Source organism: Photobacterium piscicola, from assembly GCF_046058925.1.
GTDB classification, from domain to species: Bacteria; Pseudomonadota; Gammaproteobacteria; order Enterobacterales; family Vibrionaceae; genus Photobacterium; species Photobacterium piscicola.
Map to the genome: position 1 here is coordinate 3,098,175 of NZ_CP175534.1, position 24,156 is coordinate 3,122,330.

21 protein-coding genes, 3 tRNA genes and 2 rRNA genes are annotated in these 24,156 nt (G+C 41.2%); 8 read left to right on the plus strand and 18 right to left on the minus strand.

Features of this window, described 5'->3' with window-relative positions:
• Nucleotides 1-44 precede the first annotated feature (44 nt).
• The 6 genes from ACJZU6_RS14470 to rplU all read right to left on the minus strand — a co-directional run bounded on the left by ACJZU6_RS14470 (nt 45) and on the right by rplU (nt 4,287).
• On the minus strand, nt 45-509 hold the full coding sequence (locus ACJZU6_RS14470; RefSeq protein WP_107276407.1) for a threonine/serine exporter family protein: 465 nt from the start codon (nt 507-509) through the stop codon (nt 45-47).
• Entirely contained in the window at nt 506-1,297 is a 792-nt protein-coding gene (locus tag ACJZU6_RS14475) for a threonine/serine exporter ThrE family protein (RefSeq protein WP_080158628.1), read from the minus strand. The genes ACJZU6_RS14470 and ACJZU6_RS14475 overlap by 4 nt, the downstream gene beginning before the upstream one ends.
• A gap of 148 nt (nt 1,298-1,445) precedes the next feature.
• Nucleotides 1,446-2,618, minus strand: a complete 1,173-nt coding sequence (cgtA, locus tag ACJZU6_RS14480) for an Obg family GTPase CgtA (protein ID WP_080158608.1) — start codon at nt 2,616-2,618, stop codon at nt 1,446-1,448.
• A gap of 87 nt (nt 2,619-2,705) precedes the next feature.
• The gene (locus tag ACJZU6_RS14485; protein ID WP_080158609.1) at nt 2,706-3,632 is read right to left on the minus strand and encodes a DMT family transporter; all 927 of its coding nucleotides are present in this window, start codon (nt 3,630-3,632) and stop codon (nt 2,706-2,708) included.
• Nucleotides 3,633-3,699: 67 nt separating this feature from the next.
• Nucleotides 3,700-3,957: a 50S ribosomal protein L27 gene (gene rpmA, locus ACJZU6_RS14490; RefSeq protein ID WP_036796188.1), complete on the minus strand. Its 258-nt coding sequence runs from the start codon at nt 3,955-3,957 to the stop codon at nt 3,700-3,702.
• An 18-nt stretch (nt 3,958-3,975) separates the two neighbouring features.
• Nucleotides 3,976-4,287 (minus strand): 50S ribosomal protein L21, encoded by a 312-nt coding sequence (rplU, locus tag ACJZU6_RS14495; protein WP_005369904.1) that lies wholly within the window; start codon nt 4,285-4,287, stop codon nt 3,976-3,978.
• A 278-nt stretch (nt 4,288-4,565) separates the two neighbouring features.
• Here rplU and ispB point away from each other — a divergent pair, with 278 nt between their 5' ends.
• Nucleotides 4,566-5,537 carry an octaprenyl diphosphate synthase gene (gene ispB, locus ACJZU6_RS14500; protein ID WP_080158610.1) on the plus strand — a complete coding sequence of 324 codons (972 nt, stop codon included), beginning with the start codon at nt 4,566-4,568 and terminating at the stop codon, nt 5,535-5,537.
• 142 nt (nt 5,538-5,679) lie between these two features.
• Entirely contained in the window at nt 5,680-5,871 is a 192-nt protein-coding gene (locus ACJZU6_RS14505; protein WP_045038638.1) for a hypothetical protein, read from the plus strand.
• 89 nt (nt 5,872-5,960) lie between these two features.
• Here ACJZU6_RS14505 and mdh read toward each other — a convergent pair whose 3' ends face one another.
• Nucleotides 5,961-6,899: a malate dehydrogenase gene (gene mdh, locus ACJZU6_RS14510; protein WP_408900486.1), complete on the minus strand. Its 939-nt coding sequence runs from the start codon at nt 6,897-6,899 to the stop codon at nt 5,961-5,963.
• A 394-nt stretch (nt 6,900-7,293) separates the two neighbouring features.
• On the opposite strand from mdh, the gene argR reads away from it, so the two are divergent.
• Complete coding sequence (argR, locus tag ACJZU6_RS14515; RefSeq protein WP_080158612.1) at nt 7,294-7,764, plus strand: transcriptional regulator ArgR; 471 nt, start codon at nt 7,294-7,296, stop codon at nt 7,762-7,764.
• Between the two features lie 115 nt (nt 7,765-7,879).
• On the opposite strand, the gene ACJZU6_RS14520 is transcribed toward argR, so the two are convergent.
• Nucleotides 7,880-8,494 carry a flavin prenyltransferase UbiX gene (locus ACJZU6_RS14520; RefSeq protein WP_107276406.1) on the minus strand — a complete coding sequence of 205 codons (615 nt, stop codon included), beginning with the start codon at nt 8,492-8,494 and terminating at the stop codon, nt 7,880-7,882.
• A gap of 11 nt (nt 8,495-8,505) precedes the next feature.
• Nucleotides 8,506-9,861: a UDP-N-acetylmuramate:L-alanyl-gamma-D-glutamyl-meso-diaminopimelate ligase gene (mpl, locus tag ACJZU6_RS14525; RefSeq protein WP_408900487.1), complete on the minus strand. Its 1,356-nt coding sequence runs from the start codon at nt 9,859-9,861 to the stop codon at nt 8,506-8,508.
• Between the two features lie 196 nt (nt 9,862-10,057).
• Here mpl and fbp point away from each other — a divergent pair, with 196 nt between their 5' ends.
• The gene (gene fbp / locus ACJZU6_RS14530; protein WP_080158615.1) at nt 10,058-11,071 is read left to right on the plus strand and encodes a class 1 fructose-bisphosphatase; all 1,014 of its coding nucleotides are present in this window, start codon (nt 10,058-10,060) and stop codon (nt 11,069-11,071) included.
• On the opposite strand, the gene ACJZU6_RS14535 is transcribed toward fbp, so the two are convergent.
• Complete coding sequence (locus tag ACJZU6_RS14535; RefSeq protein ID WP_255418384.1) at nt 11,050-11,184, minus strand: hypothetical protein; 135 nt, start codon at nt 11,182-11,184, stop codon at nt 11,050-11,052. The two genes, fbp and ACJZU6_RS14535, sit on opposite strands and share 22 nt — an antisense overlap.
• 48 nt (nt 11,185-11,232) lie before the next feature.
• Between ACJZU6_RS14535 and ppa the strand changes: the two genes are divergently transcribed.
• Nucleotides 11,233-11,760: an inorganic diphosphatase gene (gene ppa / locus ACJZU6_RS14540; protein WP_080158616.1), complete on the plus strand. Its 528-nt coding sequence runs from the start codon at nt 11,233-11,235 to the stop codon at nt 11,758-11,760.
• An 11-nt stretch (nt 11,761-11,771) separates the two neighbouring features.
• Complete coding sequence (locus ACJZU6_RS14545; protein ID WP_408900488.1) at nt 11,772-12,146, plus strand: rhodanese-like domain-containing protein; 375 nt, start codon at nt 11,772-11,774, stop codon at nt 12,144-12,146.
• 81 nt (nt 12,147-12,227) lie between these two features.
• Here the strand turns inward: ACJZU6_RS14545 and ACJZU6_RS14550 are convergent, their stop codons facing one another.
• The 3 genes from ACJZU6_RS14550 to ACJZU6_RS14560 form a co-directional block, all read right to left on the minus strand.
• Entirely contained in the window at nt 12,228-15,986 is a 3,759-nt protein-coding gene (locus tag ACJZU6_RS14550; RefSeq protein ID WP_408900489.1) for a translocation/assembly module TamB domain-containing protein, read from the minus strand.
• A complete protein-coding gene (locus ACJZU6_RS14555; RefSeq protein WP_080158619.1) occupies nt 15,983-17,707 on the minus strand; it encodes an autotransporter assembly complex family protein in 1,725 nt (574 codons plus the stop codon). Before ACJZU6_RS14555 ends, ACJZU6_RS14550 begins: the two co-directional genes overlap by 4 nt.
• A gap of 453 nt (nt 17,708-18,160) precedes the next feature.
• Nucleotides 18,161-18,370 carry a DUF1107 domain-containing protein gene (locus ACJZU6_RS14560; protein ID WP_080158620.1) on the minus strand — a complete coding sequence of 70 codons (210 nt, stop codon included), beginning with the start codon at nt 18,368-18,370 and terminating at the stop codon, nt 18,161-18,163.
• Between the two features lie 169 nt (nt 18,371-18,539).
• Here ACJZU6_RS14560 and ACJZU6_RS14565 point away from each other — a divergent pair, with 169 nt between their 5' ends.
• Together ACJZU6_RS14565 and ACJZU6_RS14570 are read left to right on the plus strand one after the other, a co-directional pair.
• Nucleotides 18,540-19,091 carry a YtfJ family protein gene (locus ACJZU6_RS14565; RefSeq protein ID WP_408900490.1) on the plus strand — a complete coding sequence of 184 codons (552 nt, stop codon included), beginning with the start codon at nt 18,540-18,542 and terminating at the stop codon, nt 19,089-19,091.
• A gap of 75 nt (nt 19,092-19,166) precedes the next feature.
• Nucleotides 19,167-20,006 carry a TIGR03899 family protein gene (locus ACJZU6_RS14570; RefSeq protein WP_408900491.1) on the plus strand — a complete coding sequence of 280 codons (840 nt, stop codon included), beginning with the start codon at nt 19,167-19,169 and terminating at the stop codon, nt 20,004-20,006.
• 283 nt (nt 20,007-20,289) lie between these two features.
• Here ACJZU6_RS14570 and ACJZU6_RS14575 read toward each other — a convergent pair.
• From ACJZU6_RS14575 to ACJZU6_RS14595, 5 genes are all read right to left on the minus strand, one after another.
• Nucleotides 20,290-20,366: transfer RNA gene (locus ACJZU6_RS14575), tRNA-Asp, on the minus strand.
• Between the two features lie 69 nt (nt 20,367-20,435).
• A 5S ribosomal RNA gene (gene rrf / locus ACJZU6_RS14580) occupies nt 20,436-20,551 on the minus strand.
• Nucleotides 20,552-20,688: 137 nt separating this feature from the next.
• A 23S ribosomal RNA gene (locus ACJZU6_RS14585) occupies nt 20,689-23,582 on the minus strand.
• A 311-nt stretch (nt 23,583-23,893) separates the two neighbouring features.
• A tRNA-Ala gene (locus ACJZU6_RS14590) sits at nt 23,894-23,969 on the minus strand.
• 44 nt (nt 23,970-24,013) lie between these two features.
• Nucleotides 24,014-24,090, minus strand: a tRNA-Ile gene (locus tag ACJZU6_RS14595).
• Between the last annotated feature and the right edge of the window lie 66 nt (nt 24,091-24,156).

Sequence of the window (24,156 nt, forward strand, 5' to 3'; positions counted from 1 at the left end):
TCTCCATTTACGTTGCCAGTATTCATCTTGTCATTCTGTCGTAGTTATACCACAGGACGGCGACGATAAAATAATAACCCTGGCATAGCTAACCCAATCGCTAGTGCAGCAACAATAAATACCGCTTTTAGCACGTTATCGATCATCAATCCCCATAAGGCTAACGAAAAACCCCGATGGTTAATTTCAACGATAGCAATCATCGCTTTAAAGGCAAACACTCCAGGCACCATAGGGATCAATGCCGCCACCGTAAACACTTTAGGGTGGGCTAAAAAGCGGTGCGACCAATGCACACCAATCATGCCAACTAAGGTTGCCGCCGCAAGCGTCGACCATTCAATCGAAAGCCCCCAATGCATTAATAGAAACCGTGTTCCATGGCCAATTGCGCCACCAATAGCGCAATATTTTAACGCTTTTTGAGGTACATTAAACACCAATGCAAATCCCAAAGCAGGAATCATCGCCAGTAACATATCATTCAGTAATGCCACCATTAATGTCATAGTAACCACCCCCATACTCCCAAGACATTCATCGCAGCGATGATGCCCATGCAGGTCGATAAGGTTAATAAACTTGCCATGGTCCAACGGGCTAACCCCATACTTGGAAAGCCTTTTACCATATCAGCCACAGCATTAATTAATGGAAAACCAGGCACTAACATCAATACCGATGAAGCCATAGCTAAAAACGGTTGAGCACCAATATTATACACTTCACCAAGGCCTGAAATGAGCGTGGTTACAAACGCTGTCACCCCAAAATTAAGCAGTGGATTAAAATGGTAACTGGCGATTTGTTGGCGAACATACATTCCGACAGAAGAGGCACAAAAAGTCAGTAAAAATACTGGCCAATCACCACCTGCTAAACGGCTAAATGCGGCGCAAGATAGACCTATCATAACCACCACTAACCAGCGATTGTAACGTTGAGTTTTGAGGTTTTCTAAACGATGTTGAACGTCATTGTCATCCAATAAACCCCGCTCAACAAGAATACAAATTCGTTGAATATCGGTCACTATTTGCATGTTAATCCCGCCGTCTTGGCAACGTCGAGTAGTGGTAATACAACAACCTAAATGGCGAGTACTGATCACCATCGAACTGGCCGATAATGACACCTCAACATGCTCGACACCAAGCGCTAATCCCAATCGACGGGTAACATCCATAATTACGGTACTCTCAGCGCCATGCTGTAATAACCGCTGTCCCGCCTCTATTGCCAACCGAGTCACTTTCCGTTGCTGGGTTTCGCTCAACGGTAGCAAGACCCTCTCCATGTTGATATCCATTTACAATCCATTATAAAAATCATTTCAGAATAACTAGCATACCTAACCCACTACCACGCGTGTTGATTAAGCACAAAAAAAAGCCACACCTCAACGGTATGGCTTCTTATGCATGTCGCCGATAATGGCTTATGGCTTATGGCTTATAGATGATTTCTACATCGTAATCATCTTCATTCCAGTCATCCCAATCATCATCGTCGTCTTCATCCTGAACTTTCTTAATTTGTTCAGCGTGGTAATCATCCCACTTAAAGTCGACTTTATCTTCTTTCTGCTCTTCAATTTCATACTTAACACGAGGTAGAGCCTCGATAGCAGCCATCAGATCATAAGTCAGCTCTTTAGTACCAATGCGGTTTAACGCTGAGATACTATAGTGTTTGCCTTCCCATGCTAATGCTTCAAGCACTTCAGTGATCTTTTCTTGTGCTTGTTCTTCATCAAGAAGATCTGCTTTGTTAAATACGATCCAACGAGGCTTATTACCAAGTTTATCGCTGTATTGCTCAAGTTCATTGATGATAGTAAAGGCATTCTCTACTGGATCAGAACCGTCGGCAGGAAGCAGATCAACCATGTGTAATAACACACGACAACGCTCAAGGTGCTTCAAGAAGCGAATACCCAAGCCAGCACCGTCAGCAGCACCTTCGATTAGACCAGGAATATCGGCAACAACAAAACTACGCTCTGCATCGACACGTACCACACCCAAGCTTGGAACAAGGGTAGTGAACGGGTAATCAGCTACTTTTGGCTTAGCAGATGATACAGCGCGAATAAAGGTAGATTTACCCGCATTAGGCAAACCTAGCATACCCACATCAGCTAAAAGTAGCAGTTCTAGGCGTAAGTGACGAATTTCACCTTTACTGCCCATACTCTTTTGACGTGGTGCACGGTTTACAGATGATTTAAAGCGGGTGTTACCTAGGCCGTGGAAACCGCCTTTAGCAACCATCACTTTCATACCATGCTCAGTAAGATCGGCAATCACTTCGCCCGTATCTTCATCGATAGCACGTGTACCTACAGGTACTGTTAATACTTCATCCGCACCGCGTTTACCAGTACAGTTACCGCCACGGCCGTTTTCACCACGCTCAGCGGCATGGAAACGTTCAAAACGGTAATCAATCAGTGTATTGAAGTTTTCATCAGCGTATAGGTAAACATCACCACCATCGCCGCCGTCACCGCCGTCAGGGCCGCCACGAGGAATGTACTTTTCAGTACGAAAACTTACTACACCATTACCGCCATCACCGGCATCGGCGCGAATAACCGCTTCATCTATAAACTTCATTTTTTTCTCCGCACTGTGGCGTTTAACATACTGCGATGAAGGCATTTAGCACATATCACCGCGTAGTAATTATTTCATGGACCTTGGCTATTTGCTTGGGCTAATAAACTTATGGCCTATAGCACAACAAACAGCGCCACCTACCACAACTATAGCACCGAGATAGCCCCATATATTTAAAGAGACCGTCGCAACATATTGTGGCCAAGCCAAACTCGCAAGATCGACAAATAATATCGTAAACAAGGGAGTCAGTGTAATCACCGCACTCACTTGTGATGCTTGCCAACGTGACATTGCTTCTGCAAATGCACCATAGCCAACAAGCGTATTAATACAACAGAATAACAACATCCCTAATTGGCGGTTATCCATTGCGAAAATTTGTTGTGGTTGTGCCATTGGGGTCAGTATTACAGCACATATGATATAAATCATCAGTAATATTTGTGCTGATGAAAATTGCCGTAATAGCCACTTCTGAGCTAGGCCATAAACAACCCATACTAACGCTGCGGTAACAGCAAGGCTAACACCTACAGTATAGCCAGAAAAACTGGTAAACAGCTCAATAAGCCGTTCATTAAAGAATAGGATCAAACCACCAATGAGAGCAATGACTCCCACAACTTGATGCCGACCTAATTTCTCTTTAAACACCCAAGCACTTGATACTAATAGCATCACCGGCGCTAATTGGATAATAACTTGTACAACGTGAGGGTTTAAATATTTCAATGAGCTGTTATACAGCACAAAGTTCCCTGCAAGACCCAAGCTGCCGATGGCAAGCACCACACAACTCATTCTCCCAAGATTTGATATAATCGGTAGTTGCTTGCGCCACATTAAAAAAAGGCCAAGGCCAAATGCTGCAACAAGAAAGCGATACCAAACGATCGTAAAAGGATCCATCACTTCTACGGCTTGTTTCATTGCAATGGGTAATGCGCCCCAAAAAACGGCGGTTGTCATTGCGAGAAAAAAACCAATCATGGGGTTGCTATTAATCATAAACCCTCCAGATATAAAAAGCCCCGCCAAAAAGGCAGGGCTTTAATATTCGTGTCGATTCTGAAAATTATTCAGCGTCGATAGATACGAATTTACGGTTTTTAGGACCTTTAACTTCAAACTTCACTTTACCGTCAGATAGAGCGAATAGAGTGTGGTCTTTACCTAGGCCAACGTTTGTGCCAGCGTGGAACTTAGTACCACGTTGACGAACGATGATGTTGCCTGCTAATACAGACTCGCCACCAAAACGCTTAACACCTAGGCGTTTGCTTTCTGAATCACGGCCGTTATTAGTAGAACCGCCAGCTTTTTTATGTGCCATCTTTAAATTCTCCTGTTATTAAGCGCTGATGCCAGTAATTTTGACTTCAGTGAACCACTGACGGTGGCCCATTTGCTTACGAGAGTGCTTACGACGACGGAACTTAACGATTTTTACTTTATCGCCACGACCGTGAGTAACAACTTCAGCAGTTACTTTACCGCCAGCTACAAAAGGTGCGCCTACAGATACTTCTTCGCCATTAGCTACTAAAAGTACTGAGTCAAATTCAATGCTAGCGCCAGTTTCAGCGTCTAGTTTTTCTAAGCGTAAGGTTTGGCCTTCGCTTACACGGTGTTGTTTACCACCACTTTGGAAAACAGCGTACATGTCTTACTCCGCTTCTCCGCATAGGCCATTTGCCACGTCTAAAATGGGCAATGGGTATGCGCTTAATCTTGTCATCAATAGGGCGCGAATGTTACGCGAAAAGAGACTTTGTGGCAAGCCATTCTCGAAAGAAAATTGGTGAAAAGCTACCCAGCACAAAAACTGTTTGAAATAGCTGTATTTGAGGTTATGACGATATGGTTATTTTAGTGTAAGATTCACGTATCAATTCGAAATATTTTCCGCCCTACGCGGCTAACAATCTTGCTGGACGTATAATGGATTTTAAAGCTATCCAAGCGCTCACCGCCAACGATATGGCGGAAGTCGACGCGAAGATACAGGCGCAACTGAACTCAGATGTAGCCCTGATTAATCAACTCGGATTCTACATTGTAAACAGTGGTGGAAAACGTATTCGCCCTATGCTGGCTGTATTAACAGCCCGCGCACTTGGCTATGACGGTGATAAACACACCACAGCCGCTGCTTTTGTTGAATTTATTCACACTGCCACATTGCTTCATGATGATGTGGTTGATGAATCAGATATGCGTCGTGGTAAAGAAACCGCCAACGCAGCTTTCGGAAATGCGGCCAGTGTGTTAGTTGGTGATTACATCTATACGCGCTCTTTTCAAATGATGACAAGCCTAAGATCATTAAGGATCCTTGACATCATGAGTGAAGCAACTAATGTGATCGCCGAAGGTGAAGTGCTACAGTTAATGAACTGTAATGATCCCGACACCACAGAAACAAGCTACATGCAGGTGATCTACTCAAAAACAGCACGTTTATTTGAAGCATCAACTCAAATTGCAGCGATCATCGCTGATGCATCTGCGGAAGTTGAAATCGCATTGCAAGAGTATGGTCGTTATTTAGGGACGGCTTTCCAATTAATTGATGATGTTCTTGACTATGTTGCCGATGGCAAAGAAATGGGTAAGAACGTTGGCGATGATCTTGCAGAAGGTAAACCCACATTGCCATTATTGCATGCTATGCATCATGGCGATCAAGCGCAATCAGCAATGATTAGAGACGCTATTGTGCATGCTAATGGTATGGATAAGCTTGATGCAATTCTGGCTTGTATGCGTCAACACGGCTCGTTGGAGTATACCCAACAACGTGCAGAACAAGAAGCCCAGAAAGCCATTGCCGCACTAGCCCCTATTGCTGAGTCAGATTATAAACAAGCACTGATTACGCTTGCTCATATGGCTGTGCAACGTAAAAAATAATCTATTCCCCCTATATTATCAAACCTGTCTTTTTAAAGGCAGGTTTTTTTATACCTCGCGTTCAATACCAAGGTCACGATCAATCATGATCTATACTATAGCTATCACATCATTTTATGAGCTGTAGACCAAGAAGGCGATCATGGATATTAATCATTTAACAACGGGTATGTGGGTAGAATCTCATCACGGGGTAGGAAAAGTGATCGGCATCGATCATCAATATCATTCAGCGATCATTGAACACGGTCAGGATCATCAATTACAGTCGATTGACGTCGCCGATCTTATCGAACAGCCTCAATTACATAATGGCTGTGAACGCTATTATTAACATTCACACTCTTTAGAACACAAAAAAGCGGCTTTTTAATTAAGCCGCTTTTTTTATGTTTACTTTTTTAAGCTTAGTAGAACTGTGACTTATTTAGCCGCAAACTCTTCACCAAGCGCGATATCTGCACGTAATGTTTCAAGCATGCTTTCTAAGGCATTTTGTTCAAACGCACTTAAGTTGCCGTAATCCATTACTTCCTCAATACCTTCTTTACCCAATAACACAGGTTGAGCGAAGAAACGTGTATGCTGACCATCGCCTTCAACGTAAGCGCATTCAACCACACCTTGCTCGCCTTGTAGCGCACGTACCATGGCTAAGCCAAAGCGACATGCCGCTTGACCCATAGATAACGTTGCAGAGCCACCACCCGCTTTAGCTTCCACAACTTCCGTACCTGCGTTTTGAATACGTGGGGTTAATGCTTTAACTTCGTCTTCAGTAAAGCTTATACCTTCAACTTGTGATAGCAATGGTAAAATTGTCACACCCGAGTGGCCGCCAATAACAGGAACACGAATATCACACGGAGAAATACCTTTAAGCTCTGCTACAAATGTTTCAGAACGAATCACATCTAATGTTGTGATACCAAATAACTTACGCTTATCGTATACACCCGCTTTTTTGAGTACATCAGCAGCAATTGCAACTGTGGTATTGACCGGATTTGTAATAATACCAACACAAGCTGTTGGACATACTACCGCAATTTTTTCAGCCAATGATTTAACAATACCAGCATTAACATTGAACAAATCGGCACGATCCATTCCAGGTTTACGTGCCACACCCGCAGAAATAAGCACAACATCAGCCCCTTCCAATGCTGGTGTTGGATCGTCCCCACAATACCCTTTAATTGCTACAGGTGTTGGGATATGACTTAAATCAGCCGCAACACCGGGTGTTACTGGAGCTATATCATATAAAGCAAGATCTGAGCCTGCAGGTAAACGGTTTTTCAATAGCAACGCTAATGCTTGACCAATACCACCAGCCGCACCAATTACAGCAACTTTCATATTCGTTCTCCTTTACGATAGAAGTATATTTATTGACGTGGGTACAATCTGATCCAGTTAATAATCGTAGTAACTGAATAACAATCTATGGACGTTATATTAAGCAAAAAAAAAATACAATCATCTCCGACTCGCTTTGCGAAGTAACGCAGAATCCCATAAAAATGCACTCAAACGCTTTTATCAGACAAATAAATTATAAATTTAATCGTGACTCGCCTTTCGTGGGTTTCATCTAATTAGTCATGATAAAACAATGACAAGAGTCACAATAAAAAATTTTATATACGCTAAAAATGCGATTTCACATATTTATTTTGATGCACTTTGTTTGCCAGTGAGTCACAGGTTATGCAAAAATGGCTCACCTCGTCCCTGTAGATAATATTTACTTATGCGAAATTCAGATAAGCAAGAACGTTTAGTTAAAGCGTTTAAATTAATTTTAAAAGAAGAAAAGTTCAGTTCTCAAGGTGAGATTGTTGATGCATTAAAAGCACAGGGTTTTGATAATATTAACCAATCAAAAGTCTCTCGCATGCTAACAAAATTTGGTGCAGTACGTACTCGCAATGCCAAAATGGAAATGGTGTATTGTTTACCGATTGAACTTGGCGTACCAACAATTACAAGCCCATTAAAAGAACTAGTAATGGAAGTTGGCTTTAACAGCGCATTAGTTGTGATCCACACCGGTCCTGGTGCTGCACAAGTCATTGCGCGTCTATTAGATTCTTTAGGTAGAGCAGAAGGGATCCTTGGTGTTGTTGCGGGTGATGATACTATCTTTATCACACCGACCAATAACATCACCACTGATGAGCTTTATGAATCAGTGTGTGAGCTGTTTGATTACAGCAACTGATTGACCGACGATTAGGGTCTATCTAACTTTATATGGCATCAGCATAATTGCTCAAGAAATATAGACCCTTCGTTTTTATCGTGCTTAACTCATGTTAATCGCGACATGCTCACGGTTAACGTTGATCATATCCCCAACGCGGCACCAAACCCTGCTCAATATTTAAATGATCTAATATTCGAGCCACCATAAAATCAACCAAATCATCAATGGTTTGCGGTTGATGATAAAACCCCGGAGCCGCAGGCATAATCGTCACCCCCAGTTGCGATAACTTAAGCATATTTTCTAAATGAATACTTGAAAATGGCGTTTCTCGAATCACCAGCAGTAACTGACCACGCTCCTTAATAACCACATCCGCAGCCCGCTCAAGCAAGTTATTAGACATTCCATAAGCCACGGATGCCAATGTTGATGCTGAACACGGACAAATTACCATTTGTTTTGGCGCCGCCGATCCCGATGCTACCGGTGAAAACCAATCTTCTTTACCACACACCACCAGCTGTTCAGCAGGACACTGTAAATGTGCCACTAACTGTTGCTGTGCCGTTGCTGGTGCCGCCGATAATTTAAGTCCATGTTCGGTCGCTAATACCACTCGAGCAGCAGATGAAATCAACAGATAAACCTGATAATCTGCAGCTAACAAGCATTCAAGTAAACGCAAACCATAAGGTGCACCAGACGCGCCCGTCCATGCTAATGTTATCTGTTTATTTGTCATTATCTCTCACTTTATTTTGCAGTTAATGCCGCTAATAGTTTGTCATGAATACCACTAAAACCACCATTACTCATCACTAAAATCGTATCACCAACTTGTGCCGATTCAACAATATTCGCCACCAGCGTATCAATGTTATCACTACAAAATGCAGGTTGAGGACATTGATCGGCAATTTCCTGCACTGACCATGGAATGTTATCAGGCTGAAATAAAAACACTTCATTTGCGGCAGCTAAGGCTGGCGCTAAATCATGCTTATGCACCCCTAATTTCATGGTATTTGAACGCGGTTCAAGTACAGCAAGAATACGAGACTGAGGTAATTTAGCTCTTAATCCACCTAATGTTAATTCAATCGCCGTTGGATGATGAGCAAAATCATCATAAACCGTAATACCATTTACCTCACCTTTATACTCTAATCGACGCTTAGTATTGATAAATTTAGCTAATGCATCACACGCTAAATTCGCGGTAACTCCAACGTGTCGAGCCGCTGCAATGGCCATTAAGGCATTATTGACATTATGGTCGCCGACTAATGCCCAATCGACAGTGCCGACTAATTGATCATCAAGATAAACATCAAACACACTGCCATCAGCTAACTTTTTATCTGCACGCCAATGACCATCATCACCGATATATTCCAGCTCACTCCAGCAGCCCATTGCTAATGTCTCATCAATATTTTTCACGCCATGCGGCGCTAAAATACGTCCATTACCAGGCACTGTACGTACTAAATGATGGAATTGGCGTTGAATGGCTTTTAAGTCATCAAAAATATCAGCGTGATCAAACTCAAGGTTATTCATGATCAATGTGCGAGGATGATAATGAACAAACTTCGAACGTTTATCAAAAAAAGCACTGTCATATTCATCAGCTTCAACAACGAAGAACATACTTTCGCCAAGACGAGCAGAAACACCAAAGTTTCCAAGCACTCCCCCAACAAGAAAACCGGGTTGATAACCACAATCATCTAAGATCCACGCTAACATACTCGCGGTTGTGGTTTTACCATGGGTGCCAGCCACTGCCATAACCCAGCGATCATGCAATAAATAATCCTGTAGCCATTGTGGGCCCGAGGTATAACGTAAATTATTATTAAGCACATATTCAACACATGGATTACCACGGCTCATGGCGTTACCAATGACCACTAAATCAGGCGCAGGCTTTAATTGTTCTGGATCATATCCTTGAATTATTTCAATACCTTGAGACTCAAGCATCGTACTCATCGGCGGATATACATTGACATCAGAACCAGTCACTTTATGGCCCAGCTTAGTTGCTAATGTGGCAGCGCCTCCCATAAATGTTCCACAAATACCTAAAATATGAATATGCATAACTGCTGTTTCCATCCTTAAATTTTATTAATGTCACGCTTTGACGTTACTTCGTTACCATAAAAAAGATCTTTATATACAATTCTTTATATAACAAAAAATACTGTGAGGCATTCGCTCTCATTACAAGTTGAGATCCAACAAGTATACAACTGAACCTACATCTTCTTATGACAACATAATGCAAGGATTGTTTATGACCGATATTAGAACGCTTGGTGAATTTATTGTCGAGAAACAGAGTGATTTTCCTCATGCCAGTGGCGAACTATCCTCACTGCTCGGCTCGATAAAACTGGCGGCTAAAATCGTAAATCGCGAAATCAATAAAGCCGGATTAGCTGATATAACAGGAGCCGTAGGCACAGAAAACATACAAGGTGAAGAACAACAAAAACTTGATCTTTATGCTAATGACAAATTTAAAGCCGCATTAGAAGCACGCGATCAAGTGTGCGGTATTGCCAGTGAAGAAGAAGATCAAGCAGTTAGCTTTAATCGACAGTTAAACCGAGATGCTAAATATGTGGTACTAATGGATCCTCTTGATGGTTCATCTAACATCGATGTTAATGTCTCTGTCGGTACAATTTTCTCTATTTATCGCCGTATATCCCCCGTTGGCTCCCCCGCAACAGAGGTTGATTTTCTGCAACCAGGGCATCGCCAAGTAGCTGCCGGTTATGTTATCTACGGTTCATCCACCATGCTAGTTTACACCACAGGTAATGGTGTACATGGTTTTACTTATGATCCCTCACTCGGTGTATTTTGCCTCTCTCATGAAAATATGCAAATTCCTGTTGATGGCAATATCTATTCCATCAATGAAGGTAACTATATTCGCTTTCCATTAGGTGTTAAAAAATACATCAAATTCTGCCAAGAATATGCACCACAAGATAACCGTCCTTATACATCACGTTACATTGGGTCGTTAGTCGCTGATTTCCATCGTAATCTATTAAAAGGTGGCATCTACCTTTACCCAAGTACTGCCAGTTACCCAAATGGAAAGTTACGGTTACTGTATGAATGTAATCCGATGGCATTATTAATTGAACAAGCAGGAGGACGGGCTACTAATGGCCAACAACGTATTTTAGATCTCGTGCCAACAGAATTGCATCAACGGGTACCTTTTTTTGTTGGCTCAACCAACATGGTCAACAAAGTAGAAGCTTTCCTTCATGAAGTCGATGAATCATAATCACTAATGTTCAAGGTGGTCTTAACCACCTTGATAGTGTCAGCAATATATTCAGCTGTCGTTTGTACCTCAACAGCTGCGCCATGACGACGGTTGTTTTTAATATCAATCATGATAACCTCAACACCATTAACATTTAATTAACAACAAAGAGATCAGTCATGAGTTTAAATAAAGTAACAGCAGGTCAAGATATTCCTCACGATATCAATGTGATTATTGAAATTCCCGCCAATGCCGATCCAATTAAGTACGAAGTCGATAAAGCCAGTGGGGCTATTTTTGTTGATAGATTTACATCAACACCAATGTTTTATCCATGTAACTATGGCTATATTAACCATACTCTTTCTCTTGATGGCGATCCTGTCGATGTCTTAGTACCAACACCATATCCATTACTGACAGGATCAGTGATTCGTTGTCGTCCAATTGGGGTATTAAAAATGACTGATGAATCAGGTGAAGATGCCAAAATTGTCGCAGTTCCTCATAGTAAACTCAGCTCTGAATATGATCATATTCAGAATATCGATGATCTACCAAGCTTATTGAAAGCACAAATAGTTCACTTTTTTGAACATTACAAAGAATTAGAAGCCAATAAGTGGGTCAAAATTGATGGTTGGGAAAATGTAACGGCAGCAAAAGAAGAAATCATCACCTCATTTGAACGTGCACAAAAATAGCGATCAACGCCATGAAACACACTCTACAATATAAATTGTTGATAACCATATTTAGTCTTACCGCTATCGTTCCAATAACTTATGCCCAGAATGTTTCTGTCCAACAATTTTGGCAACTACAGCAACAACAACCGCATGTCATTATCGACGTTAGAACACCAAATGAATTTTCACAAGGCCATCTAACTTCAGCAATTAATGTCCCTTACCAAGATATTGCAGCCATAGTGACGACCTATAAAGATAAAGAGCAACCAATCTTACTTTATTGTAAATCAGGTCGACGAGCAGAAATAGCAGCAACAAGCTTACAAGAGCTAGGATACACCGCAGTATATAATGGGCGTAATTATCAAGATCTCAAAGCAACACAACCAATCCCATAATAACATGATAAAAAAAAGCCCGATTATTACTAATCGGGCCTTTCATTATCAGGATACTGACGCTAAAGCATCAGGTTGTGATTAATTAAATTCAAATTGGTAAAGTAAATCCACAGTCTGATCAAGACCAGAAACTGCTTCAACATATAAATTCCGCAATAATCGGTAGCGCAAAGTAAATTCATCCACTTGGTTAAAAATACCCACCCCGTACTTCACTTGTAACCCTGGAGCAATATAACCACTGATCGTCACTTGCGAATCATCACCCGCACCAGATGTTGATAAGCTAAGATCTTTAACGCCCACGGCCTCGCCAACATCACCGACTAATTGGCCACTTTGTGCCAAGCCCATACCAATCAATGCCGTTGTCATTGCACTATTATCGCCCGAGTTTTCAGAATCAAGATTCTTACCGGTTAGAATATATGACAAGGCATTTTGTTGTGGCATTGCTGGATCAGAGAAGATATTTACTTCAGGTTTATCAGCAGGGCCAGTAACACGTACACCAGCAATCACATCATCTTCAACATTATCAGGATCTCGAATCGCCTCGATAGAAAGATAAGGCTGTTCTGCTGGGCCATTAAACAAAATTTGCCCTTTACGAATCGATAGCTCTTGTCCTAATGCACGGTAATACGATCCCTTGGCAATATTAACTTCACCATAAATCATCGGCCCTTTACCTGCTTGGCGAACGTTTAAATCACCTAACAGGCCGGCTTTTAAACCAAAAGCAGACAATTTAACATCATCACCAATATGTACAAAAATATTGGTCTTAATATCAAATGGTACTTCTGATTTTTCTTTTAATGGCTGCATGTCATCTTTTAAGATCACTTGATCTTTTGAGACTCTCACCGCTGATTTAGGTAACTGATTAACCGTGATACGTCCCCACGGAATACCAATTTTTCCGGTAATTTCAGCCATTGTTGGCGAAGCTTCAATGGTTAAATCTGGTGATACCTTCAATGCAACCATTGGCGGTACACTTACCTTTAACTCTTTACCATTAATATTCAGCTTTGTTTTCCAAGCTTTCATATCCTGCCAATCACCAGTACCTCGTAGCAATAACTGTCCATCTGGCGTATAAATATTACCCATTAGAGTGGCGTTATAACCATTAAAGGCCAGTTTGATATCTGCATTTTTAATATCTAATGGTACTTTACGTCCTGTTGCCTCTAGTTTAGACACTTGTAATAAGCCATTAACCGCAGGATGCAAGATAGGTCCGGTCACTGTTAAGTTCGTATCAACTTGACCATCAAACTTATGATAATCTTTGATCATCGGCTCAAGGAACCCTAAGGTAAAACGATCAAGCTTAACATTGGCATTAATCTGTTTATCACCTTGCAGATTGGTGATCCTTGCGCGACCACTTAGATCACCATTATTCTTAATCGCAACTAACCAATTTGCATTTAATACGTTATCTTGCATATCCGCATTAACGGTTACTTTATCCCAGCCCAACGTTAGCGGCTGCTCGTCACTACTCATCTGTTGACGAATGCCGCCAGCAGGCATAATGATATTCGCTTTTAGATAAGGGGGAGCTTTGGGTGCCCATTTGGCATCAACATTTGCACCAAGCTCACCCGTCAGTTTTAATTCTGGCGGTAGGAACGGTTTTAACAAATCAAAGTTAAATTTACGAATAGCTAACTGTGCTTGGCCTGATGCTCCAGCGCTAAGATCGTTAGTTAAACAAATCCCCGCTTGCCCTTGTTGCCAACAATGCGCACCAACATTTGCCATTGCGGTTTTAAGATCATAGCTAATCAAGGTCGAATGATTAAGTACCCAGTTACCAACAGGTGTACTAATATCACCTTTAACTAACGTACCTTTCCAGCCAGTTTTTTTATTAAAGTCACCATTGATCAATAAATTAGCACCAACAGGATCACCTTTCGCATTAACACTTAGACTATGCTGTTGCTCAGTGCCTTTAAATAGAATATTAAGATCATCAAGGGATGTTGTGCCATATTTACCTTTTGCAGCAGTCAAACTGACATTCGCTTTCATATTAGGTAAAGGCGTCACATTACCTTTAAGGTTAAACGAAGCTAAGCTTGCTAACTGTTGCCAACCTAAATCATTCCCTTGCAAATCAAGCTTAATATCAGGAGTTGCCATACTGCCAGATAACATAACATCACCATTAACAGCACCATGAAGGCCTTTTAATGATTTAGATAAATTTGGCGCATCAATATTAGCTACCATGTTCCAAGTCTTATCAAGTTGACCTTTTACCATCATCCCATTAGGACCATGTTTTAAAGTTAACCCAGGAGTATTAACCTGTAATAGATCCCCTTTGCCATTAATATCAGAAGCATCTAACTTACCAACCAATGTTAAAGCTTGTTTCATGATGGTGCCGTTAACAGCCAACTGTGGCAATTTAACAAACCAACCACCTTGTTTGGTTAAACCACCAGAAGTGGCGAGCTTACCACTAACATTGCCTTGTGCCGCAGGCCACTGTAAACCCGGTTGAATATCAGCAAATTGTAGTTGCCCACTCCAATTGACTAAATCTTTCCAGCTTGCTTTTGCATTGCCCGTGATAACACCACCTAAGGTATTAATTTTTAATGATGAAAGGTCGACCTTATTTAGGTCACCTTTACCATTAAGAGCAAACTTCACTGCCGGCATTGGTTTACCATCAATGTTACTTTTCGCATTAAATGTAAACCCGTTTAAACTACCTTTCGCATCAATATTAGTCTTATCAACAGTAAACTCAGCCGACTTATCGATTGGCCATTGTAAATGTTGACTAGAGATTGCCACATCAAATGGAAAATCCGCCTTTAATGGTGATAACTTGCCTTTAACAATAGCGTCTAATTTGCCTTTAAGTTGCGCATCAACAACGAGCTTTTGTAATGAACCACTCGCTTTTAACGTCAGTGTTTGACCACTAACCGGCTTCATTGCGATATTAGCATCAGCATTTAACGTTAAAGGATAATCACCGGCTAATGTTACTTGTGCCTGTGCTTTTAAATTCGCTTGTGGTGCATCAAGCTGTAACTTTTTAAGGTTAATTTCACTCCCTTTTCCTGATGCTATCACCTCAAGTAAAGATACTTTTTGTGGTGTTTTACCTTCTAATTCGAAATTTTTAATAGTAAAACGTTCAATATCAAACGACATTGGTAATACGACATCAGGCAACGTGATAACAGTAGCATCAGATTTAGCCTTAACCTTTACTTTTGGCTTTGCTTTCGATTTTACAGGCTTTTTCGCAGGAGCAAGTGCTAACTTAATATTATCCCAGTCGGTTGGCTTTAATATGACATGGCTGCCAATAACCGTCGCGGCAGTAGAAAAATGTTGCCAATTCACCTTATTCGATAAGATATCAAGATCAATATTATCTAAAGTAACGTGATCAACTTTAATAGGAATAGGCAGACTGATTTCAGTTACCGGTTTTGATGGTTGTTCAGGCTCAGTTGTTGGCGGTAATGTTGGCATTGAAAACTTAACGCCATTAACCCCTACATTTGAAATACAAATTTCAGGCGTCAATAAACAGCGATCATCCAAGGTTAGATTCAACCGATTAACAGCTAAGTTCATATTGCTATCTTGATAACGTACATTATCAACTTGAAAGCCGCGTAATAGAGAGCCTGAAGTTTCACCTATAGATAATGTAGGTAACGCTTTTTGCGCTCCCCAGCTAGCAAATTTTAACCCTGCAGGGGTATATAAGATCACCGCAATGGCGATCACTAAAAACAATAAAATTGCTAAAAGAGTCAGGGATATGCGCTTCACCCAGATCATAATTCAGGCCCTAAAGAAAAGTGAAGTTGAAACTTGTCCTTGTCGGGTTTATCAAGCCCCCAAGCAAAGTCAATACGAACCGGCCCCACTGGAGATGCCCAACGAACACCGAAACCAGTACCTCGCATCCAATCTGGTTTGTTGTCATTCCATGTCGAACCATAATCATAAAATAAAGCACCCCACCAATCGTTATATAAACGGTATTGGTATTCAATACTGCTAGTCGCCATATATTGACCACCGACCATACGACCTAAATCGTTACGTGGTGAAATAGACTCATAACCATAGCCTCGAATACTATTATCACCACCAATAAAGTAGCGTAATGATGGTGGAATATCACGAATGTTATCTGCTAGTACAGCTCCCCCCGCAATACGGAAAAGGCCTCGTTGGTTTTCACTTAAGGTGCGAATCCATGCCGATTTTGCTTGTATACGGATTAAGCTCGTATTGGAACCTAACGACTTATCTGCAAATTCAACGGAAAAATTATACTTACTACCAGACGTTGGGAATACACCGCCAGTAAAGTGACTCTTACTGTAAGAAAGCCCTGGCAAGAAGACATTGAAAGTACCACTCTCATCACCACCTTGCTTATACTTTTCATTAAGCCAATGCAGTGAAACAGTGCGTTCCCACCCAGAGCTTAACTTCCAGTGTCGTTCAACACCTAACCCTAGTTGTGTGCTGATTGTATCGTGGCTATCAACATAACGAATGCCACCAACAATTTGATAGTAATTATTTAAAACATCATCTAATGGGATTTTATAAGCAGCTTCAAGCTTTGGTTGTTCTTTCGATATCTCAGATTTAAGGTAAAAACTGTGACCATTACTGGTGATCCATGGTTTTTTCCAATTAAATTTTAGGCGTGGACCCGTATCAGTTGAAAAACCAATACCTGTTTCAATTTGGTTTCTAACTTGAGGAGTTAAAGCAACCTCAATCGGAATTTTATCATCCTTACGTTTAGTAACATCACCACCGACATAAATAGATGAAAACCAGCCAACATTAGATAAGCGTTCATTATACAGCCCTAATTTAGAGGCTAAATAAGGTTCATCTTCAGTATAAGGAATCATTGAACGAAGGCGTTCATCTTTGATTTGACTCCCGGTAAAGTTGGTATCACCAAAGGTATAACGACGCCCAGAATCAAAATCTATCGTAATGATCGCTTCATTACGGGTAGGAATAACACCTAATTCACTTTTCTTTAGCTCAGCATCAAAGTAACCGCGACGCACTGCCAGGCTTTGTAACGCTGATTTTAAGGCTTCATATTTACCCTGATTAAGCGCCATTCCAACGCCTAATCCGCTATTTTTCAATAATGAAATAAAAGCAGGATCATCTTTCGCATCCCCAGTAATAATGATATTACTTTGGCTAATATGAGTACGAGGGCCAGCATCAACGGTTACAATTATATCCGTCTTTTTGCCACTCCCTTTAACCTGATAGTCATATGTCGGCTGGTAATAGCCCAATGCTTGTAATGCTTGACTGATTTCAGATTTAACCTGCTCTTGAAAACGTAAGGTATTACTATAATCACTTTTAGAAATAGCCGATAAATAAGCATCGACATTATCTTCAAGGCTACTGTTTAATCCCTTAACTTTAAGAGATGCCGCCATAGCCGGACTTGATAATACTAAGGCAAAAGATGCAACACCCAGCCACTGATAAACTTTATTCATTCGAATTATGCTTATTGGAAAAAATTAGATTCATTCACACGGTCTATTTTGGCAAATGGTGTAGATCTATACCAACAATAGCTACAAATATTATTGACAATAAATCACTCAATTCATATATGTGTCATTAATAACGCATCCTATTAGTCTTATTTGTTTAACGCCCAACAACTCTTACAATAATAATCAGAGCGCCTTAAATGACTACAATCCTACATAGCAACTCAATAGTTCTAGAGTAATTATTCTCATTTTAGCTAAAAATTATAGCCTAATAGTGCACTGAATATTATCAACAAGCATTGCAAAATGAAAATGGCAATTATCTTACCATCAAATTTTTATTTGCCATTTATTGATATACGCATAAAAAATAATCATTAACAATAAAGTATAATAGCTATAATTTTTCAATACATAAAACACCATTATTTGTCACCACGATTGTATAATTTAAACAATGGTCACAGAAAGTATCTTAATTTCTCTATTCACTTCAGATATTACGCTCAATACTTTAAGATCAGCCGATGGAGGTGGGATCAATCGACCATTTTCAAATTCAAAACCGCCAATTCCAATAATAAAAAGCCGTCCTCGAAAGAAATTCTTAACATGCTTAGCAATTTGAATAGGGCGATATACTTGAAATATTCTTAACATAAATCCTCACATCATGATTAATAAAACGCAGTGATTCTTATTAAAAATTAAACATGCAAACAATCTGCCATATAAAATATGGCATAAATAATTAGCGATAAAAATTAGAATAATAATGCGGAAATAAAGCTCACGACACGAATAACATCATAAATAAACAAGGATAATTATGTATAAGACACTATTAACTATAATATTTATTGCTTCAATGCCAATGATCGTTCAAGCGAATAATCTTGAAAAAGGTAAAGTAGTAATACCTGTTACAGTAACAAATGAAGGTGAACTCGTACTGAACAATGGCAGTATTAATTATCAATCTTGGCGCAGTACACAACTAACAGGAAAAGTTCGTATCATAATGGCAATCGCTGGAAGAAGTTCTGCAAAAAAGATCAATGCAAACTTAATCAAAGCGATCAGTGACGCACATTTTCCAGAATCAAAATACCAAACAACAACAATCATCAACCAAGATGATGCTATCTGGGGAACATCTGGTTTTGTCAAAAGTGCTTCAGAAGACAGCAAGAAACAGTATCCATGGTCATCAATAGTGTTAGATAGCAATGGCATCGTTCAAAGAACATGGGCTCTACAAAAAGAAAACTCTGCCATCATTGTGCTCAATCAAAAAGGACAAATATTGTTCCAATTTGAAGGACAATTAAACCACCAACAAATCAAACAAGTCATCACAATAGTAAAGAAAAACCTATAACGACTATTTACCGCTTAAGAAATATTAATGTAGGCCGTTATTAGTAACGGCCTAATAGTTAATAGATATTTGATAATGACAACAACACAACCACCGTCAAAAAACACACCTGTAAAGCGATTACGAACAAATAGTAAGAATCGTATTCATGCTTTAGCACAACATTTTGGTTATGATGGGTTAATAAGCTCTCATAATAAGCGCTCATTAACTGAAAGATATGCTAATAGCCAACAACTACACCATCAGCGCGAACAATATAATATTGAAACCATCTTTAAGCTGACTTACGAGCAATGTAATAATGAAACGACAACAGAGCCAGATCCTGATTGGTTAGCACGCTTTATTAAAATGGCTAAACAAGTTTATAGTTCATCAATGCAAAATTTATGGGCTCAAATTCTCAAAAAAGAGCTAATACATCCAGGAACAACATCATTAAGAGCTCTTACTATTTTAATCTCGATGACTCATAAAGAAGCATTGTTATTTCAATATATTATGAGCGTAAGCTGTCAGATTAATAACACTAAAAATAGAAAGATCGTTACAAATATAAAGACAATAGATAAATTAATGTTTTTTTTGGTAAAAAATAAAAACTATCCTATTGAATATAATCAATATTCTATACCATATTCAAGTATTGTTATTTTAATGGACTTAGGACTAATATTAAAAACAGAATTTGAATCAAGTAAAATTAATCATACACAAACCATACAATTACATTTTAAAAAGATCAGTTACAGCTTAAATTGTTATAATAAAAACACATCTTTTACCTATTACCGTATATCTCCTATCGGAGAAGAACTTGCTACATTAATAGACTATAGCTGCAATACTAAATATCAAAACTATCTATTAAATATTCTCACACAAATATTCACAATTACAACAGAGCAATAAAGTATTATTTAAATAATATAATCAATCAGCACATCGTAATAATCTCAGAATAAAAGTCGTCAAAGTAACCACATAAAATGACTATTTCTACAGACTAAAAAAAACAAATCTTTCGATCCATGTTTCTTTAATAATGTGAAGTGGACAGGACTTGCAATACCTAATATCGACGCGTCCCCCAACGTGACAGACCACTGCCACTCCACGATATCTATTCTGCATTATTTCACATTTATACAGACGAAAAAAAACCTGAATCTTTCGATTCAGGTTTCTTTAATAATGGCGGAGTGGACGGGACTCGAACCCGCGACCCCCGGCGTGACAGGCCGGTATTCTAACCAACTGAACTACCACTCCGCAGTGTCTATTCAGCATAAATGCAACTTGTTGCCTCTACCTTTATAAAAAGATAAAAACGAAATTTGAGCCTGGCGATGTCCTACTCTCACATGGGGAGACCCCACACTACCATCGGCGCTATTACGTTTCACTACTGAGTTCGGCATGGGATCAGGTGGGTCCATAACGCTATGGTCGCCAAGCAAATTCTGGTTTATTTATTGTCTTATGACAATAAATAGCAATCTGGGAAAATCTAACTAGTTGTTCTCAACACGCATTCAAGCGTTTGCAGAGTCCGTCTCTTCTCTTATGAGAAGGAAAACCCCTTGGGTGTTGTATGGTTAAGCCTCACGGGCAATTAGTATCAGTTAGCTCAATGCCTCGCAGCACTTACACACCTGACCTATCAACGTTGTAGTCTTCAACAACCCTTTAGAGACCTTAAAGGTCTAGGGATGACTCATCTTGAGGCTCGCTTCCCGCTTAGATGCTTTCAGCGGTTATCGATTCCGAACTTAGCTACCGGGCAATGCATCTGGCGATACAACCCGAACACCAGCGGTTCGTCCACTCCGGTCCTCTCGTACTAGGAGCAGCCCCTCTCAATCATCCAACGCCCACGGCAGATAGGGACCGAACTGTCTCACGACGTTCTAAACCCAGCTCGCGTACCACTTTAAATGGCGAACAGCCATACCCTTGGGACCGACTTCAGCCCCAGGATGTGATGAGCCGACATCGAGGTGCCAAACACCGCCGTCGATATGAACTCTTGGGCGGTATCAGCCTGTTATCCCCGGAGTACCTTTTATCCGTTGAGCGATGGCCCTTCCATTCAGAACCACCGGATCACTATGACCTGCTTTCGCACCTGCTCGAATTGTCATTCTCGCAGTCAAGCGGGCTTATGCCATTGCACTAACCTCACGATGTCCGACCGTGATTAGCCCACCTTCGTGCTCCTCCGTTACTCTTTGGGAGGAGACCGCCCCAGTCAAACTACCCACCAGGCACTGTCCGTAACCCCGATAAGGGGTCAACGTTAGAACATCAAGCATACAAGGGTGGTATTTCAAGATTGACTCCACAACCACTGGCGCGGTTGCTTCAACGTCTCCCACCTATCCTACACATGTAGGGTCAATGTTCAGTGCCAAGCTATAGTAAAGGTTCACGGGGTCTTTCCGTCTAGCCGCGGGTACACAGCATCTTCACTGCGATTTCAATTTCACTGAGTCTCGGGTGGAGACAGCGTGGCCATCATTACGCCATTCGTGCAGGTCGGAACTTACCCGACAAGGAATTTCGCTACCTTAGGACCGTTATAGTTACGGCCGCCGTTTACCGGGGCTTCGATCAAGAGCTTCGACCGAAGTCTAACCCCATCAATTAACCTTCCGGCACCGGGCAGGCGTCACACCGTATACGTCATCTTTCGATTTTGCACAGTGCTGTGTTTTTAATAAACAGTTGCAGCCACCTGGTATCTGCGACTCCCGGCAGCTTAGAGAGCAAGTCTCATCACCGCTAGGAGCGTACCTTCTCCCGAAGTTACGGTACCATTTTGCCTAGTTCCTTCACCCGAGTTCTCTCAAGCGCCTTGGTATTCTCTACCTGATCACCTGTGTCGGTTTGGGGTACGATTTCTTATAATCTGAAGCTTAGAAGCTTTTCCCGGAAGCATGGCATCAATGACTTCACTACCGTAGTAGCTCGACATCGTATCTCAGCCTTAAGATGGTCCGGATTTGCCTAAACCATCAGCCTACATACTTGGACCTGGACAACCGTCGCCAGGCTCACCTAGCCTTCTCCGTCCCTCCATCGCAATTATAAGAAGTACGGGAATATTAACCCGTTTCCCATCGACTACGCCTTTCGGCCTCGCCTTAGGGGTCGACTTACCCTGCCCCGATTAACGTTGGACAGGAACCCTTGATCTTCCGGCGAGGGAGTTTTTCACTCCCTTTATCGTTACTCATGTCAGCATTCGCACTTCTGATACCTCCAGCACACTTTACAATGCACCTTCAACGGCTTACAGAACGCTCCCCTACCCAATATGAACAAGTTCATATTGCCGCAGCTTCGGTGTATAGCTTAGCCCCGTTAAATCTTCCGCGCAGGCCGACTCGACCAGTGAGCTATTACGCTTTCTTTAAATGATGGCTGCTTCTAAGCCAACATCCTGGCTGTCTGAGCCTTCCCACATCGTTTCCCACTTAGCTATAACTTTGGGACCTTAGCTGGCGGTCTGGGTTGTTTCCCTCTTCACGACGGACGTTAGCACCCGCCGTGTGTCTCCCGGATAGTACTTACTGGTATTCGGAGTTTGCAAAGGGTTGGTAAGTCGGGATGACCCCCTAGCCTTAACAGTGCTCTACCCCCAGTAGTATTCGTCCGAGGCGCTACCTAAATAGCTTTCGGGGAGAACCAGCTATCTCCGAGTTTGATTGGCCTTTCACCCCTAGCCACAAGTCATCCGCTAATTTTTCAACATTAGTCGGTTCGGTCCTCCAGTAAGTGTTACCTCACCTTCAACCTGCCCATGGCTAGATCACTCGGTTTCGGGTCTAATCCTAGCAACTATGACGCCCAGTTAAGACTCGGTTTCCCTACGGCTCCCCTAAACGGTTAACCTTGCTACTAAAATTAAGTCGCTGACCCATTATACAAAAGGTACGCAGTCACCCAACAAGTGGGCTCCTACTGCTTGTACGTACACGGTTTCAGGTTCTATTTCACTCCCCTCACAGGGGTTCTTTTCGCCTTTCCCTCACGGTACTGGTTCACTATCGGTCAGTCAGGAGTATTTAGCCTTGGAGGATGGTCCCCCCATGTTCAAACAGGATATCACGTGTCCCGTCCTACTCGATTTCACTAATAATGCATTTTTGGTTACGGGGCTATCACCCTGTATCGCGGTACTTTCCAGAACCTTCACCTAACGCAGAACTAGCTTAAGGGCTAATCCGGTTTCGCTCGCCGCTACTACCGGAATCTCGGTTGATTTCTCTTCCTCGGGGTACTTAGATGTTTCAGTTCCCCCGGTTTGCCTCATTAACCTATCTATTCAGTTAATGATACTTGCTTATGCAAGTGGGTTTCCCCATTCGGAAATCCCAGACTCAAGAGGCTTTTACTGCCTAATCTGGGCTTATCGCAAGTTAATACGTCCTTCATCGCCTCTGATTGCCAAGGCATCCACCGTGTACGCTTAGTCACTTAACCATACAACCCCAAGAGGTCTTGTATGTTCAAACAACCAAGGTTTGTGTTTAATAATCCGATCAAGAAAATATTAAACATTGGTTTTTCGCCGGACTCATTTATTTGTCTTCACTTTAAAAAGTGAAAGCAAACACAGACACTCGAATGTGTATGTTTTGAGAACTCGTTTTTATTCAGAGAATAAAAACATTTTTAAAATTAATCTTTCGATTAAATTTACTAGTCAGCTTTCCAAATTGTTAAAGAACATGTAATCATCGTTAGATAACCACTTTCTAATCACATTCATTACTTTGAATGTATTTAGAAAGTGGTGGAGCTATGCGGGATCGAACCGCAGACCTCCTGCGTGCAAGGCAGGCGCTCTCCCAGCTGAGCTATAACCCCAACGATTTAAAAGACTATACCATCACTTTTTCTGGGAGAAAAAGTGGTGGGTCTGAGTGGACTCGAACCACCGACCTCACCCTTATCAGGGGTGCGCTCTAACCACCTGAGCTACAGACCCAAGTCTTTTTACGTTCTACATTTTAACCAAGCAATCTGTGTGGACACTGCATAAAACAGCATAAGT

Bases quoted from the DNA above. Each gene is read 5' to 3' on its own strand.
- ACJZU6_RS14520 (WP_107276406.1), bottom strand. From the start codon at position 8,494: ATGACAAATAAACAGATAACATTAGCATGGACGGGCGCGTCTGGTGCA.
- mpl (WP_408900487.1), bottom strand. From the start codon at position 9,861: ATGCATATTCATATTTTAGGTATTTGTGGAACATTTATGGGAGGCGCT.
- ACJZU6_RS14550 (WP_408900489.1), bottom strand. From the start codon at position 15,986: ATGATCTGGGTGAAGCGCATATCCCTGACTCTTTTAGCAATTTTATTG.
- ACJZU6_RS14485 (WP_080158609.1), bottom strand. From the start codon at position 3,632: ATGATTAATAGCAACCCCATGATTGGTTTTTTTCTCGCAATGACAACC.
- ACJZU6_RS14555 (WP_080158619.1), bottom strand. From the start codon at position 17,707: ATGAATAAAGTTTATCAGTGGCTGGGTGTTGCATCTTTTGCCTTAGTA.
- rpmA (WP_036796188.1), bottom strand. From the start codon at position 3,957: ATGGCACATAAAAAAGCTGGCGGTTCTACTAATAACGGCCGTGATTCA.
- rplU (WP_005369904.1), bottom strand. From the start codon at position 4,287: ATGTACGCTGTTTTCCAAAGTGGTGGTAAACAACACCGTGTAAGCGAA.
- argR (WP_080158612.1), top strand. From the start codon at position 7,294: ATGCGAAATTCAGATAAGCAAGAACGTTTAGTTAAAGCGTTTAAATTA.
- mdh (WP_408900486.1), bottom strand. From the start codon at position 6,899: ATGAAAGTTGCTGTAATTGGTGCGGCTGGTGGTATTGGTCAAGCATTA.
- ACJZU6_RS14565 (WP_408900490.1), top strand. From the start codon at position 18,540: ATGTATAAGACACTATTAACTATAATATTTATTGCTTCAATGCCAATG.
- ACJZU6_RS14505 (WP_045038638.1), top strand. From the start codon at position 5,680: ATGGATATTAATCATTTAACAACGGGTATGTGGGTAGAATCTCATCAC.
- ACJZU6_RS14560 (WP_080158620.1), bottom strand. From the start codon at position 18,370: ATGTTAAGAATATTTCAAGTATATCGCCCTATTCAAATTGCTAAGCAT.
- fbp (WP_080158615.1), top strand. From the start codon at position 10,058: ATGACCGATATTAGAACGCTTGGTGAATTTATTGTCGAGAAACAGAGT.
- ACJZU6_RS14535 (WP_255418384.1), bottom strand. From the start codon at position 11,184: ATGATTGATATTAAAAACAACCGTCGTCATGGCGCAGCTGTTGAGGTA.
- cgtA (WP_080158608.1), bottom strand. From the start codon at position 2,618: ATGAAGTTTATAGATGAAGCGGTTATTCGCGCCGATGCCGGTGATGGC.
- ACJZU6_RS14470 (WP_107276407.1), bottom strand. From the start codon at position 509: ATGACATTAATGGTGGCATTACTGAATGATATGTTACTGGCGATGATT.
- ispB (WP_080158610.1), top strand. From the start codon at position 4,566: ATGGATTTTAAAGCTATCCAAGCGCTCACCGCCAACGATATGGCGGAA.
- ACJZU6_RS14545 (WP_408900488.1), top strand. From the start codon at position 11,772: ATGAAACACACTCTACAATATAAATTGTTGATAACCATATTTAGTCTT.
- ACJZU6_RS14475 (WP_080158628.1), bottom strand. From the start codon at position 1,297: ATGGAGAGGGTCTTGCTACCGTTGAGCGAAACCCAGCAACGGAAAGTG.
- ppa (WP_080158616.1), top strand. From the start codon at position 11,233: ATGAGTTTAAATAAAGTAACAGCAGGTCAAGATATTCCTCACGATATC.
- ACJZU6_RS14570 (WP_408900491.1), top strand. From the start codon at position 19,167: ATGACAACAACACAACCACCGTCAAAAAACACACCTGTAAAGCGATTA.